Origin of the sequence: Thermoanaerobacter sp. YS13, from assembly GCF_000806225.2 — a bacterium.
In the GTDB taxonomy this organism is placed as follows: domain Bacteria; phylum Bacillota; class Thermoanaerobacteria; order Thermoanaerobacterales; family Thermoanaerobacteraceae; genus Thermoanaerobacter; species Thermoanaerobacter uzonensis.
On the sequence record NZ_JOOI01000003.1, the window covers coordinates 54,343 to 68,670 of the forward strand.

A 14,328-nucleotide genomic window follows, 5' to 3' on the forward strand; every position below is an offset into this window, starting at 1 on the left:
TTTGTCAATGAGTTTTAAAAAATTATTAAAACAATTTTTAAACTAGCAAAAAAATAAGAAGGAATTTAAAGCTCTATGTAGAAATAATAAACTTGTAGGGGTTAATCATTAAAATTTAAGAATGGTTTAATAAAACTAGACGGGAAGGGGTAGAAAATGGATTATAAGGAGTTGTTAAAAAAGCTTAGTGAAAGCTACGGGGTTTCTGGACATGAGAGAGGAATTTATGACCTCTTAAAAAAAGAGTTTGAACCAATTTCAGATGAAGTTAAAGAAGACAATTTTGGCAATCTTATTTTTAAAAAGAAGGGCACAAAAGGCAAGTACAAGGTGATGTTATCAGCTCATTTAGATGAAATAGGCCTTATGGTGAAAGATATTGATGAGAAGGGATTTATAAAATTTACAACAGTAGGAGGGGTTGATCAGAGGACTCTTCCTTCCCAAGAAGTTATAGTTCACGGTAAAAAGGATTTGTTGGGAGTTATAGGAAGTAAGCCACCACATCTTTTGTCTTCAGAGGACATGGAAAAAGCTATAAAGATTGAAGATATGTATGTGGATGTGGGACTTCCTAAAAAAGAAGTAGAGGAATTAGTCAAAATTGGTGACATTATAACGATAAAAAGAGACTTCAGAGAGCTTTTAAATGATTATGTTTCTGGAAAGGCCTTAGATGATAGAGCCGGGATTGTTGTGATGGCAGTATGTCTTGATGAACTGAAAAAATTATATCATTATCATGATGTATATGCAGTAGCTACACTTCAGGAAGAAGTAGGAGTAAGAGGAGCTACGACTTCCGCTTATAACGTAGAGCCAGACATTGCAATTGCTATTGACGTTACCCATGGAAAAGCAAGAGGGGTTAGTCTGGAGATAGAGTTAGGTAAAGGACCTGCAATTGGTAAAGGTCCTAATATGCACCCAGCAGTATACAAGGGTTTAGTTGAAACAGCTAAAAATTATAATATAAATTATCAGGTGGAACCATTACCAGGTCCATCAGGAACAGACGCTTGGGCGATACAGGTTTCAAGAGAGGGCGTGCCAACAGGATTAGTATCAATACCTCTAAGATATATGCATACTTCAGTAGAAACTGCAAATATGAAAGATGTAATAAGTAGCGGTAAACTTTTAGCTTATTATATAGCTAATCTTCCAGAAGAATTGGAGGGACACTTATGTTATTAAAGGAATTGACAGAGATAATGGGGGCTTCAGGAGATGAGAAGGAGATAAGGAATAAGATAAAAAGTATTGTTGAACCATATGTGGACAATGTTTATGTAGATAAAATAGGGAATTTGATAGCCTGCAAAAAAGGCAAAAAAGACAAACCTAAAATAATGTTAGCCGCCCATATGGATGAAGTAGGACTTATGGTAAAATCAGTTAATGAAGATGGGACTTTGAGTTTTTTTCCTGTAGGTGGTGTAGATAATAGAATACTCGTTGCAAAAACAGTAAAAGTAGGTGAAAAGGGAATAAATGGAGTAATAGGAGCAAAGCCAATACACCTTCAAAAGAGGGACGAACAGCAAAAGCCTCTTGACTTCGATTCTCTTTATATAGACATTGGTGCGACTTCAAAAGAAGAAGCTTTAAAACATGTTTCCCCTGGTGATTATGTTTATTTTGACTCAAATTTTGAGATATTAGGAAATGGCTATGTGAAAGCGAAGGCTTTGGATGACAGAATAGGCTGTAATGTGCTGATAGAAATTCTGAAAAACGAGTGTGAATATACTGTTTGTGCAGCTTTTACAGTGCAGGAAGAAGTAGGTTTAAGGGGAGCAGGTGTTGCAGCATATAATGTGGAACCCGACTTTGCCATAATTGTGGAAGGGACAGTTGCAGCGGATGTTACTGATTCAGCACCCCATTTAGTTTCTACGGAATTGGGCAAGGGACCTGCAATTTCTTTGATGGACAGGACAACTCTTTATGATAAAAAACTTATTGATAAAATTGCGAAAATAGCCGATGAGAATAAGGTACCTTATCAATTTAGGAGAATAGCCAGCGGCGGCAATGATGCAGGGAAAATCCATCTTACAAAAGGTGGCATAAAAACAATTGCTGTATCTGTCCCCTGCAGGTATATTCACTCTTTTAATTCTGTAGCCTTTTTAGAGGATTTTCATAACACAGTTAAATTGGTTGATTTGATAATTAAAAATATTGAGAAGGAGGCTTTAATATGAGTTTAAATATAGAGTTGATAAAAAAACTTACACAGACTTATGGACCTTCTGGAAGTGAGGAAAAAGTTTTAGAAATCATAAAAGAAGAAGTAAAGGATTTTTGCGATGAGATTACATATGATGCATTGGGGAATATGATATGCAAAAATGCAGGAAAAGGTAAAAAAATAATGGTGGCTGCTCATACAGATGAAATAGGACTTATGATTACACATATAGAGGATGAAGGCTTCTTGAGATTTACAACTATTGGAGGAGTTTTTGTAGAACAGATAGTAGGGAGAAGAGTGGTTTTTAAAAATGGAGTTCAAGGAGTCATAGGAGTAGAATATTTAGAGGATAAAAAAGATTTTAGAATTGAAAAATTGTATATAGATATTGGAGTAAAGAATAAGGAAGAAGCTCAAAAATATGTCAATATTGGAGATAGTGCATCTTTTGCAGGCGAATTTATTGAAGCAGGTGATAGACTTATATCAAAGGCTTTTGATGATAGAATAGGCTGCTATGTAGCTATTGAGGCACTGAAAAATCTTAAAACAGAAAACGAGGTGTACTTTGTTTTTACAGTGCAAGAAGAAGTTGGCTTAAGAGGAGCTACTACAGCTGCTTATAACATACATCCAGATTTTGCTATAGCAGTTGATGTGACGTTAACAGGTGATACTCCTAAAGCTAAAAAGATGTCAGTATCTCTTGGTAAAGGTGCAGCTATAAAGGTAATGGACAGGTCAATAATAGTGAGCCCCTATGTGAGAGAAATGATGATTGAAACAGCTAAGGAGTATAATATTCCTTATCAGTTAGAAATATTGGAGTTTGGTGGGACTGATGCAGGAACTATACATTTAACAAAAGGTGGCATACCATCAGGTGTCATATCAATTCCTACAAGATATACTCACAGCATATCAGAAATGGTGGATAAAAATGATGTGGAGGCTAGTATCAATCTTCTCATAAAAATACTGGAAAGATAAGATAAAAGACCCTGCTTATTGCGGGGTCTTTTTATTTATAGGCTTATGCACTTTCACTAGAGGTGTTATTTTTTGAATTTACAAGCCAGTTGACTATAAAAAATACAGCCACTATCAGAAAGACAAGCCCTGCTATGGCCCAGATGAGATTTTTTATGTTGAATTTAAACATTTTTTCTCCCTCCTCGGGAAGAGGTTAAAATTTATTGTTCTTATCTTCATTGTACAAGATATTTAGGATAATATCAACACTTTTTAAAATTCTCTAAAAAACGGGCACATGGTACGGTTACTCTCATCTGAATAGCCTAGAAATATTCAGACAAAGTAACTTTTCCTTTTGTTTGGGTTTTTGTAAGATAACAAAGATTTAACATATTCTTAATATAGACATAACACAAAAGTTTTATAATAAAGCCAGACAAGTAGATAGCTTTGGTTAGAGAATAGAGAGAAACCTTTAAACGGACTAATAGATGAGAACTATTAGTCTTTTTGGAGGTTTCTCTCTTTTTTGTGAGGGGGAAAGTAATGAAAAAAGACATTTTTATAGAAAGGTTAAAGAAATACAAATTGGTTGCAGCTGTGAAGGAAGAGAAACATCTTGAGAAAGCTCTAAATAAATCGTTGAGTGGAATTTTTTTGCTTACAGGGAATATTGGAGTAATTAAAAGATTTGTAGATTTTTATAGAGAAAATGGTTTTCTGGTATTTGTTCACATTGAAAAGATAGGGGGTATAAGTTTTGACCAAGAGGGTTTGCAGTTTATTGCGCACTATGTAAAGCCTGATGGGATAATTACTACGAAGGCCAATTTGATTAAAATCGCCAAAAAGCTAAACTTGATAACTGTCCAAAGATGCTTTTTGATTGATTCTGATGCTTTTAAAAATGCGGTAGAGATTACAAAAGAAATCCAACCTGATTTTGTAGAGCTGATGCCTGCACTGATTCCAGAAATGATTGAAAAATTTAGGAAAGAGACAAATTTACCTATAATTACAGGGGGGCTTTTGCAAAACAAGGAACAAATGATAAGGGCGCTCGCAAGTGGTGCTATTGCGGTATCTACGGGAAATCCTGAGTTGTGGAATGTAAAACTTTAAGTTTGGGGGTAATTTAGAATGTACAGAATTGAAACTATACATTCAAAAGAAAGCTATAAGGTAAAAAGGCATACGTTGGGGATGCCTTTGAAAAATTTTAAAGCGGAGATTGAGCCTTACTTATATCTTTTGCCAGCAGCTTCTATATTCATGGCTTTTACTTTCTACCCTTTCTTTAAAACTATCTACATAAGCCTTTTTATGACTGGACCTCAGGGAGGATTAAGTAAATTTATAGGTCTTAGAAATTATTTTGACTTATTAGCGTCACCAGATTTTTTAAATAGCCTCTATGTGACTTTTAAGTTTGTTTTGCTTACAGTGCCTTTTTCTATAGTCATTTCATTGTTTCTTGCAATATTTGCTAATTTAAACATAAAAGGAAGGAGTGTTTTTAGAACTTTTTACGCACTGCCTATCTCAATCTCTTCGGCTTCAGCCGCGGTTATATGGACTCTTTTATTTAATCCTTCTATTGGATTTATAAATTACCTTTTAAGTTTTTTTGGAATTCCGGCAATTGGATGGCTTACTGATGTTAAATGGGGTATAGTGGCAGTGTCTATCGTAACAATTTGGCTAAATCTAGGGATGAACTTTATTTTCCTCTTAGGTGGACTTCAGAATATTCCAAAAGACCTTTACGAGAGTGCTCAGATCGATGGAGCAAATGTCTTTTTACAGCATGTTAAAATTACTATTCCCATGCTTTCACCCACATTGTTTTTTGTGACGGTTGTTGATATTATAAACGCTTTTCAGCAGTTTGGTGTGATAAATATCATGACGCAAGGGGGGCCTGTGGATTCTACTAATGTTGTAGTCTATTCCATATACAGGGATGCCTTTTTTAACTTCAGGTTTGGAGTTGCAAGTGCAGAGTCTATAATACTTTTTGTAATACTTTTAATACTCACAATTTTGGAATTCAAAACAGGTGAGAGGAGGGTATTTTACAAGTGAGGAAGAGTATAAGGATTTTGATTGTATATATTGTGAATGTAATTCTTGCAGGAATAATTCTTTTTCCACTAATTTATGCGCTAATGATAAGTTTTATGAGACCAGAGGATATTTTTCAGTACCCACCAAAGATTATTCCTACAAACCTGTATTTGGGGAATTATATTGAGGCTTTGAAGTCAGTACCTATCTTGAGATTTATTTTAAATAGCTTCATTGTGTCTTCTGCAGTGACTGTAGGGCAAATAGTTACTGCGAGTTTGGCGGCCTATGCTTTTACTTACTATGATTTTAAAGGGAAAAATTTGATATTTTTGATGTTCCTTTCGACCATGATGATCCCGGGGGAAGCTACAATTATTGCGAATTATCTTACAATACGGTCGCTAAATTGGCTTGATACGTATAAGGCTCTAATAATCCCAAATTTAAGTACTGCACTAGGGATATTTTTGATGAGGCAGTTTTTCTTAACGATTCCTAAAGACTACTATGAAGCAGCTGCTATAGATGGAGCGACTAAGTTTCAGTTTTTTGTAAAGGTGCTTTTACCACTTTCAAGGCCGGCGATAGGGTCTTTAGCGATTTACAGTTTTCTTATGACATGGAATCAGTATATGTGGCCCTTGCTGGTTACCAACAGAGACGAAATGAGAACAGTTCAAATAGGCATAAGTATGCTGCAGATGGCGGAATCGCAATCTTTTGGCCTCATAATGGCAGGTGTAATAATGATAGTAATACCGTCTCTTGTAGCTTTTATTGTGGGTCAAAAACAGCTGATTGAAGGATTAAGTGCCGGAGCCTTGAAAGGGTAAAATATAAACATTCTATATTATTTAAGGAGGAAAGGTATATGATCATTTTTAAGAGAGCAATAAGTTTGATGCTGATTTTAGGGTTACTTATTGCAGCAATTGGTTGTTCAAATTCACAAAAACAAACTGCCACTGCTTCTACACAGTCAACTCCTACCTCATCACAGGACAAAATAATAGAGATTACTTTCTGGCATGCTATGGGTGGTAATTTGGGAGCAGCGCTTAATAAGATGGTGGAGAATTTTAACAAAACTCATCCTAATATTAAAGTGATAGCGCAGTTCCAAGGGAATTATGACGAAGAGTTAAATAAGTTAAGGACTGCACAGCAGTCAAAATCCGGTCCTGATATTGTCCAAGTTTATGACATTGGTACAAGATTCATGGTGGACAGTGGGTGGGCTGTACCGGTTCAAAAGTTCATTGATGAGGAAAAGTATGACATATCAAAATTAGAGCCAAATCTGTTAGCTTATTACACTGTTGACAACCAGCTGTATTCTATGCCTTTCAATTCTTCCACACCTATCCTTTATTATAATAAAACAGCTTTCAAAGAGGCTGGGCTTGATCCAGATGCTCCTCCGAAAAATTTTGAAGAGATTGAACAGTACAGTAAGAAACTTCTCAAAAAAGATGCCTCTGGAAAGGTCACTCAGTATGGATACTCTATGGCTATCTATGGCTGGTTTTTTGAGCAGTTTATGGCTAAGCAGGGAGCGCTTTATGCAAATAATGGGAATGGCAGAGATGCAAGGGCTACAGCAGTTGTGTTTAATGATGAGGCAGGACAGAATATTGTAAATTGGTGGAAGAAGTTAGTTGACCAAGGATTAGCGGGAAATTTTGGAAGAAGTTATGACGATACTTTAAATGCCTTTACTGCAGGTCGCACTGCAATGTTCATAGCTTCAACTGCCAGCTTAAAGCAGGTTTTAGATGGAGTAGGGAATAAATTTGAGGTGGGGACAGGGTTTTTGCCTGCATTAAATGACAGTAAAGACGGAGGAGTTATAATTGGGGGAGCTTCTCTGTGGATTTTGAATACCAGATCTGAAGAATACCAAAAAGCAGCGTGGGAGTTTATTAAATACATGGTATCACCTGAACAGCAGCTTTTCTGGCACCAAAATACAGGATATTTTCCTGTAACTAAGGCAGTCTATGATATGCCGGAGATGAAATCGCATCTTGAAAAATATCCTCAATTTAAAACTGCTATAGAGCAGCTTCATTCAACGCCAATAAATAGAGCTACACAAGGGGCTTTAATAGGGGTATTTCCGGAAGCGAGGCAGACAGTGGAAAAGGCAATAGAAAAAGTTTTACAAAATCAAGCCACTACAAAGCAGGCTTTAGATGAGGCTGTAAAGAGTATAAACAAGGCTATAGAAAATTACAATCAAACAATAGGTAAGTAGAGAAAAAAGACGGTTCCTTTTGTCTGAATATTCTAAGTTATTCAGATGAGAGGAACCGTCCTCTTTGTCCCCTTTGTCTGATTAGGCGGTTATGCCGAATAGTTTTTGCACTAGAGTTCCAAAAAGATATGATAAGACTGCTGCTCCAAGTCCTGTTGCTACCATTTCTAAAACCTTTCCTTTTATAGACAGACTTTCTGACGCGACAGATACTACAATTCCTACTATAGAGAGGGCTATAGCTGCAAATACTACGGAAAATGCAAGAGCTACTAAAGAGGATGAGGTGATTATAAAGTAAGGCAAAACGGGGAATACGAGTCCTACAAGGTATGCAATACCTGTATACAAAGCAGATTTTATCTCATTTTCTGAAACATCCTCAGTTAAGAGGTTTGTCATGGCATCTTCATTGTTACTAAGTTTGTCTACAATTTCTGCTCCAACATCTTCTGGTATACCAGATTCTGATAGTTTATTTAAAAATTCCTCTTTTGCCCTGTCTTTTGAGACCTTAAATAAAAGTTCCATTTTCTTTTTTATACCCTCATTTACTTGTCTTTGAGACCTTACAGAGGTGTATGCACCTATTGCCATAGAAAGAGCACCAGCTACTCCTACTACCAAACCAGCAGTGCCCACGGTGATGGGACTTTTTGGATAAACAGCTGAGAGTCCTGTTACAGTTCCTAAGATTTCTACAAGGCCATCGTTCATTCCAAGTATAAAGTCTCTTATGTTTTCTATGCTGAATTTATCTTTTTGTCTGCTAAATATTTTTTCATGTTCCAGTTCATCTTCTATGATTTTTGAGAGAATTAATTTTTCTTCTTCTGTAAGAGAAGCTTCGTTAAAATAGCGATAATAGGATTCGGTACTTGTTGTTTCATTCATTTCAAGTATTGTGACGAATAATTTGCTTCCTAATAAAGTTCTCAACATTTTATAAGTAAAAAGCCTAAATTTACGAGATTTTTCTTTTGGAATTTCTATATTTCTGTCTTTTAAAAATTGATGCCAAAATTTTGCGTGAGCTTTTTCTATTTTTGCAAGTGCTTCAAAATTACTTTTAGTTTCTGGATTTTTCTCCACTTTTGCAAGGTATGTATAAAGGTCGGCAGCTTCAACTTCTTCTTTGTAAAAACTGATAGCTTGATCTATAGGATTCATTTGTCATACCGTCCTTTCTGAGTGAAATTTTAAATGAGCAAGAATAACAAAAAATAAATGGAATGCTATATTAGTGCATATAATTTTACATATGAAATATTTACAAAGTGACAAACACTCGTATATATTATACCACATTAGAATTAAAGCTAATGGCCACTTGCCTTTTGCAGAGATAAAAAATGGAGGGAATGCTCCCTCCATTTTTTATTCATCTTTTGCTAATTTTTCGTAGATTTTGTACCTTTCTTGAGCTTGTTTTTCAGCTTCTTCAAAGAGCTTTTGTGCTCTTTCTGGGAAGGTCTTTTCTAATGCTGAGAATCTTACTTCTCCTTTTAAGAAGTCTTGTACTGATAGTTTTGGTGGCTTAGAATCGAGGATGAATGGATTCTTTCCTTCTTTCTTGAGAAGCGGATTGTATCTATAGAGAACCCAATATCCTGCTTCTACAGCTTTCTTTTCTTCTAATTGGCTGCAGCTCATACCTTGTTTTATGCCGTGAGCAATACATGGAGCATAGGCAATGATGAGAGATGGCCCTGGATAACTTTCAGCTTCTACTAATGCCTTTACTAATTGAGTTTGGCTTGCTCCCATCGCAACTTGTGCTACATATACATACCCGTATGTCATTGCCATTCTTCCCAAGTCTTTCTTGCCAATTGGTTTACCTGCTGCTGCAAATTGTGCTACTGCACCTACTGGTGTTGCCTTTGAAGATTGTCCACCTGTATTTGAATAAACTTCTGTATCGAATACCAAGACGTTTATATCTTCTCCCGAAGCAAGTACATGATCTAATCCGCCATAACCTATATCGTATGCCCAACCGTCGCCACCAAATATCCATTGAGACTTCTTGATGAGGTAATCTTTTCTTTCAAGTACTTCATTAATAAGCTCTTTTACTTTTGCGTCTTCTGCTTTATAGTTTTGAATGATTGGTAACAATTTTATGGTAGCTTCTTTTGATTTTTTGCCGTCCATCATGTTGTCAAGCCAGAATTGCAATGCTTCTTTTAGCTCTGCTGTGATGTTAAGCTCCAACAGTTCTTTTACTATATCAGCTAATTTTGCTCTTTGTTGTTTTACAGCTAATGCCATGCCAAGACCAAATTCTGCGTTGTCTTCAAAAAGGGAATTTGCCCAAGCTGGTCCTTTTCCTTCATGGTTTGTACAATATGGTGTAGATGGTGCACTTGCTCCCCAAATTGAAGAACAACCTGTAGCATTCGCTATCATCATTCTATCGCCAAAAAGCTGTGTGACAAGTTTCGCGTAAGGTGTTTCACCACATCCTGCGCAAGCACCTGAGAATTCAAGCAGAGGCTTTTCGAACTGGCTTCCTTTTACTGTTTCTTTGTTCATTGGGTTTTCTTTTGGTGATAAAGTCATTGCGTATTCCCAGTTCTTTGCTTCTTCAATTTGTGTTTCTAAAGGCTTCATTACAAGTGCTTTTTCTTTCGCAGGACACTCATTTACGCAAACGCCGCAACCTGTACAGTCAAGGACACTGACTTGAATTCTGTAGTATAGTCCTTCAAAGCCTTTTCCAATAGCTTTTTTAACTTTAAATCCTTCTGGTGCGTTCTTAACTTCCTCTTCTGTGAGCAAGAAGGGCCTTATTGCAGCATGTGGACATACAAAAGCGCATTGGTTACATTGTATACAGTTATCTATTTGCCACTCAGGTACGTCAACAGCAATTCCGCGTTTTTCATAAGCTGCAGTACCTGGTGGGAAGGTACCATCTTCTCTCCCAAGGAAGGCACTTACAGGAAGCTTGTCTCCTTCCAATCTATTCATTACATCGGCAACATTTTTAACAAAATCAGGTGCTTGTCTTTCTTCTTTTGGCTCATCTTCAGCGTCTGCCCAAGAAGCAGGTACTTCTACTTTGACTAAAGAATTTATACCTCTATCTACAGCTTCGTAGTTCATCTGTACTATCTTTTCGCCTTTATGTCCGTATTCTTTTACGATAGCTTCTTTTAAGTGTTTTACTGCCTCTTCAATTGGTATTATGTTTGTAAGCTTGAAGAAAGCGGATTGCATTATCATGTTAATTCTTCCGCCTAACCCTATTTCTTTTGCGATGTCTACAGCGTTGATGATGTAGAAGTTAATGTTATGTTTAGCTAAATATCTTTTAATTGAAGCAGGCAATTTCTTGTCTAATTCTTCAACTTTCCAATTGCAGTTTAGAAGGAAAGTACCACCATCTTTTAATCCTGCCAATATGTCATAATTGTAAACGTAAGATTGCTTATGACAAGCGATAAAGTCTGCTTTGTTTATCAAATATGTTGACCTTATTGGTTTTTTGCCGAATCTTAAATGAGATACTGTTACACCGCCTGATTTCTTTGAGTCATAAGAGAAATATGCTTGCACGTATAAATCTGTGTTGTCACCTATGATCTTTATAGCGCTCTTATTTGCACCAACTGTACCATCAGAACCAAATCCCCAGAATTTGCAGCTGGTTGTCCCTTCTGGTGTTGTATCGACTTCTTCTCCTACAGAAAGTGATGTAAAGGTCACGTCATCAATTATTCCTATTGTGAAGTGGTCTTTTGGTTCATCAGCTTTGAGGTTGTCAAATACAGCAATGATTTGTGCAGGTGTAGTATCTTTTGAACCAAGACCATAACGACCACCAACAATTACTGGACGCAATTCGCTGTCAAAGAAAGCTGTTTTTACATCTTCATACAAAGGTTCACCAATTGAACCTGGTTCTTTTGTTCTATCGAGTACAGCTATCTTCTTAACAGTCTTTGGTATTACATCTAAGAAATGTTTTATAGAGAAAGGCCTATAAAGATGTACTTTTACGACACCTACTTTTTCTCCTTTTTTCAACAAGTAATCTACTGTTTCTTCAATGGTTTCTGTCACAGAACCCATTGCAATTATTATTCTTTCTGCATCTGGTGCGCCATAATAGTTGAACAGCTTATATTCTCTTCCTGTTAATTTCTTCATTTCATTCATGTAATATTCTACGATTTCAGGTATAGCATTGTAGAATCTATTGGCAGCTTCTCTTCCTTGGAAGAATATATCTGGGTTTTGAGCTGTACCTCTTGTTACAGGATGTTCTGGATTTAGTGCTCTTTGTCTGAATGCTTTTAAAGCATCATAGTCTACAAGTTTTTTGAGGTCTTCATAATCTAAAACTTCGATTTTTTGCACTTCGTGAGATGTTCTAAATCCGTCAAAGAAATGCAAGAAGGGTACTCTTCCTTTAATTGCAGAAAGGTGTGCAACGCTTGCTAAATCCATTACTTCCTGCACACTGCCAGAAGCAAGCATAGCAAAACCTGTCTGACGGCATGCCATAACGTCAGAATGGTCACCGAAAATTGAAAGAGCATGTGTTGCAACGGCACGTGCACTTACATGGAATACTCCAGGTAAAAGCTCCCCTGCAATTTTGTACATGTTAGGAATCATTAAAAGAAGTCCTTGGGATGCAGTGAATGTCGTTGTTAGAGCTCCTGCTGCCAGTGATCCGTGAACAGCCCCTGCAGCACCTGCTTCTGACTGCATTTCAATAACTTTTACCGGCTGACCAAATATGTTCTTCCTTCCATGTGCACTCCACTCATCTACAACTTCTGCCATTGGAGACGATGGAGTTATGGGGTAAATCGCAGCTACTTCCGTAAAAGCATAAGCCACATGGGCAGCAGCTGTGTTACCATCCATGGTCTTCATTACTTTAGCCATTTCTTTACTCCTCTCCTTATTTAATAATTAAATAAAAGAATCGAAAAATCACCAATCAAAGAAGGATGTACCTGATATAGCACAGTATACAATATTTCATTTTATTATATAACAGGTATTTATAGAGTGTATAACAGGCCGCATTAATTTAGAATTTTGCTTTTATTAAAGCTATATAACAGGTACATAATTAATTATACCACACCAACAAAAAAATTAAAACTTTTTTGCGACAAAAAAGGGATTTACTTATTCAAATGCCAGCTATATATTTATTTAGTGTAAAATTTAAGGATGCATTTGATTGCATCCTTAAATTTGTTTTATCTATGCTGAGGTTTTATTTTTGTTTGTAAAACATTATTTTTTATACTTTCTTTTCTTGTTTCATATCGTCTGTACATTAAGAAGGCGACGAGGGTGAAAAACACAGGCCCTATAATCATCCAGATAGTAGAACTTAAATCTCCTTCGATTGCTGGTTGAATTATAGTAAAGAAGTTAGCAAAGGCTACGGTTGCTGTGACTATTATTGTAGCAATAAGAGCACTTGACTCTGTTTTAAATATTTCAAAAGGCTTTTTAATGAGCTTGTTTTTCTTAAAAGAGAAGAAGGCTCCTGATAAAAATACATAAGGCAATGTCATAGCTACATTGGTCATCAAAATGAGTTTGGCAAAAAATTTAGCTGCAGCTTCTCCACCAAAAGAAACAAGAATAATCATTATGACTGCTATTGTGCATTGTACCCACATGGCATTTTTAGGTATTCCGTTTTCTATTTTTCCGATTTTATTTGGCCATAACTCTGAAGGAGTTCCTTCTATTATTTGCTTTAAAGGCGCATAAGATAGTGTAAAGAAAGCACCGGTTAATGCTAAAAACATTGATAATCCCACATATCTTGCGAACCATGCACCAATTGCAAGAGAAGTAACTTCACTAAAACCTAAACTTTGACCTATTTTATAGCCTAAATTTTGCATTACTACATATGCCACGTTTGCCATATTTACATTTTGTGAACCTAATACTTCTTTCCAATTAGTGAATACTCCTACCATAAAGATTCCTAGTGAATATCCAATAGAGATAAGCAGGGCGGAGATTAATAGTCCTTTTGGGAAGTTTTTTTCTGGATTTTCTGTTTGGTCTACAAGTCCTCCTACTACTTCCAGTCCGCCATATGCAAATATGGCAAAAACTAGAAACGCAAACATAGCAATAGTTGATTGATAAGCAGGGTTTGGTGAAACAACAAAAGAGTGAGATGAAACAATTGGTTGAGCAACTTTTCCACCGTTAGCGATTAGGACAAACATACCTCCTAAAAGTAAAACTATGTTTAATAAAGCAACAGCGGTTCCACCCACAGAGGTTACTTTTGAAATGCTTTTTAATCCTTTAGAAGCCACATAGGTTACTGTGATTACCCATACTACTCCTAAAAGTCCTAAAGTTTGAGTGGCTTTTAAACCCAAAAGGCTCCAGGTAGAAGTTGTATCTTTTCCAAATAAAGCATTGGAAAGAGGTATCCATATAGAAGAACTAACGTTAACCATCCATATGATATAAGAAGCATACCACATAAAGGTTCCGATAAAAGCGTACTTTGGATTTACTGATTTTTCCATCCAAGAATAGATGCCGCCTTTTTCATCTTTAAATGCTGAACCATATTCCGCCATCATAAAAGCGTAGGGTATAAAGAAAGTTATACCCGATAAAATATACCATGGAATAGCTCCATATCCCATTAAATAGAAAGAACGAGGAATATTTGTGAAGCCAAACACTGAGGTAAAGATCATCAAAATGAGAGGAATCAAAGCCAATTTTTTTGTATCGTTTACATTTGATGTCATAAAAAACCTCCTTCTTACAAAAATTTTTTAACTACTAAATTTTTTTAGTATATACA

Annotated in this window: 11 protein-coding genes; 7 read left to right on the forward strand and 4 right to left on the reverse strand. The window is 36.2% G+C overall.

Features of this window, described 5'->3' with window-relative positions; genetic code table 11:
• Positions 1 to 156 precede the first annotated feature (156 nt).
• Genes THYS13_RS12470 through THYS13_RS12480 form a run of 3 tightly spaced genes read left to right on the forward strand, consistent with a single transcriptional unit; the run spans position 157 to position 3,190 of the window.
• On the forward strand, positions 157 to 1,197 hold the full coding sequence (locus THYS13_RS12470) for a M42 family metallopeptidase (protein ID WP_042834857.1): 1,041 nt from the start codon (positions 157 to 159) through the stop codon (positions 1,195 to 1,197).
• Positions 1,188 to 2,210 (forward strand): M42 family metallopeptidase, encoded by a 1,023-nt coding sequence (locus THYS13_RS12475; RefSeq protein WP_042834858.1) that lies wholly within the window; start codon positions 1,188 to 1,190, stop codon positions 2,208 to 2,210. The genes THYS13_RS12470 and THYS13_RS12475 overlap by 10 nt, the downstream gene beginning before the upstream one ends.
• Entirely contained in the window at positions 2,207 to 3,190 is a 984-nt protein-coding gene (locus THYS13_RS12480; protein ID WP_042834859.1) for a M42 family metallopeptidase, read from the forward strand. Before THYS13_RS12475 ends, THYS13_RS12480 begins: the two co-directional genes overlap by 4 nt.
• 43 nt (positions 3,191 to 3,233) lie before the next feature.
• On the opposite strand, the gene THYS13_RS14835 is transcribed toward THYS13_RS12480, so the two are convergent.
• Positions 3,234 to 3,362 carry a hypothetical protein gene (locus THYS13_RS14835; RefSeq protein WP_255356326.1) on the reverse strand — a complete coding sequence of 43 codons (129 nt, stop codon included), beginning with the start codon at positions 3,360 to 3,362 and terminating at the stop codon, positions 3,234 to 3,236.
• Positions 3,363 to 3,721: 359 nt separating this feature from the next.
• Here THYS13_RS14835 and THYS13_RS12485 point away from each other — a divergent pair, with 359 nt between their 5' ends.
• The 4 genes from THYS13_RS12485 to THYS13_RS12500 are packed head-to-tail and all read left to right on the forward strand — an operon-like array spanning position 3,722 to position 7,502.
• The gene (locus tag THYS13_RS12485; RefSeq protein ID WP_042834860.1) at positions 3,722 to 4,297 is read left to right on the forward strand and encodes a glycerol-3-phosphate responsive antiterminator; all 576 of its coding nucleotides are present in this window, start codon (positions 3,722 to 3,724) and stop codon (positions 4,295 to 4,297) included.
• 18 nt (positions 4,298 to 4,315) lie between these two features.
• The gene (locus THYS13_RS12490; RefSeq protein ID WP_042834861.1) at positions 4,316 to 5,260 is read left to right on the forward strand and encodes a carbohydrate ABC transporter permease; all 945 of its coding nucleotides are present in this window, start codon (positions 4,316 to 4,318) and stop codon (positions 5,258 to 5,260) included.
• Positions 5,257 to 6,078 (forward strand): carbohydrate ABC transporter permease, encoded by an 822-nt coding sequence (locus tag THYS13_RS12495; RefSeq protein ID WP_042834863.1) that lies wholly within the window; start codon positions 5,257 to 5,259, stop codon positions 6,076 to 6,078. The genes THYS13_RS12490 and THYS13_RS12495 overlap by 4 nt, the downstream gene beginning before the upstream one ends.
• Positions 6,079 to 6,116: 38 nt before the next feature.
• Complete coding sequence (locus THYS13_RS12500) at positions 6,117 to 7,502, forward strand: ABC transporter substrate-binding protein (protein WP_153039617.1); 1,386 nt, start codon at positions 6,117 to 6,119, stop codon at positions 7,500 to 7,502.
• Positions 7,503 to 7,583: 81 nt separating this feature from the next.
• Here the strand turns inward: THYS13_RS12500 and THYS13_RS12505 are convergent, their stop codons facing one another.
• The 3 genes from THYS13_RS12505 to yjeM form a co-directional block, all read right to left on the reverse strand.
• Positions 7,584 to 8,672, reverse strand: coding sequence for a VIT1/CCC1 transporter family protein (locus THYS13_RS12505; protein ID WP_042834864.1), 1,089 nt, complete (start codon positions 8,670 to 8,672; stop codon positions 7,584 to 7,586).
• Between the two features lie 207 nt (positions 8,673 to 8,879).
• The gene (gene nifJ, locus THYS13_RS12510) at positions 8,880 to 12,407 is read right to left on the reverse strand and encodes a pyruvate:ferredoxin (flavodoxin) oxidoreductase (protein ID WP_042834865.1); all 3,528 of its coding nucleotides are present in this window, start codon (positions 12,405 to 12,407) and stop codon (positions 8,880 to 8,882) included.
• 323 nt (positions 12,408 to 12,730) lie between these two features.
• Positions 12,731 to 14,272: a glutamate/gamma-aminobutyrate family transporter YjeM gene (gene yjeM / locus THYS13_RS12515; protein WP_042834866.1), complete on the reverse strand. Its 1,542-nt coding sequence runs from the start codon at positions 14,270 to 14,272 to the stop codon at positions 12,731 to 12,733.
• Positions 14,273 to 14,328 lie beyond the last annotated feature (56 nt).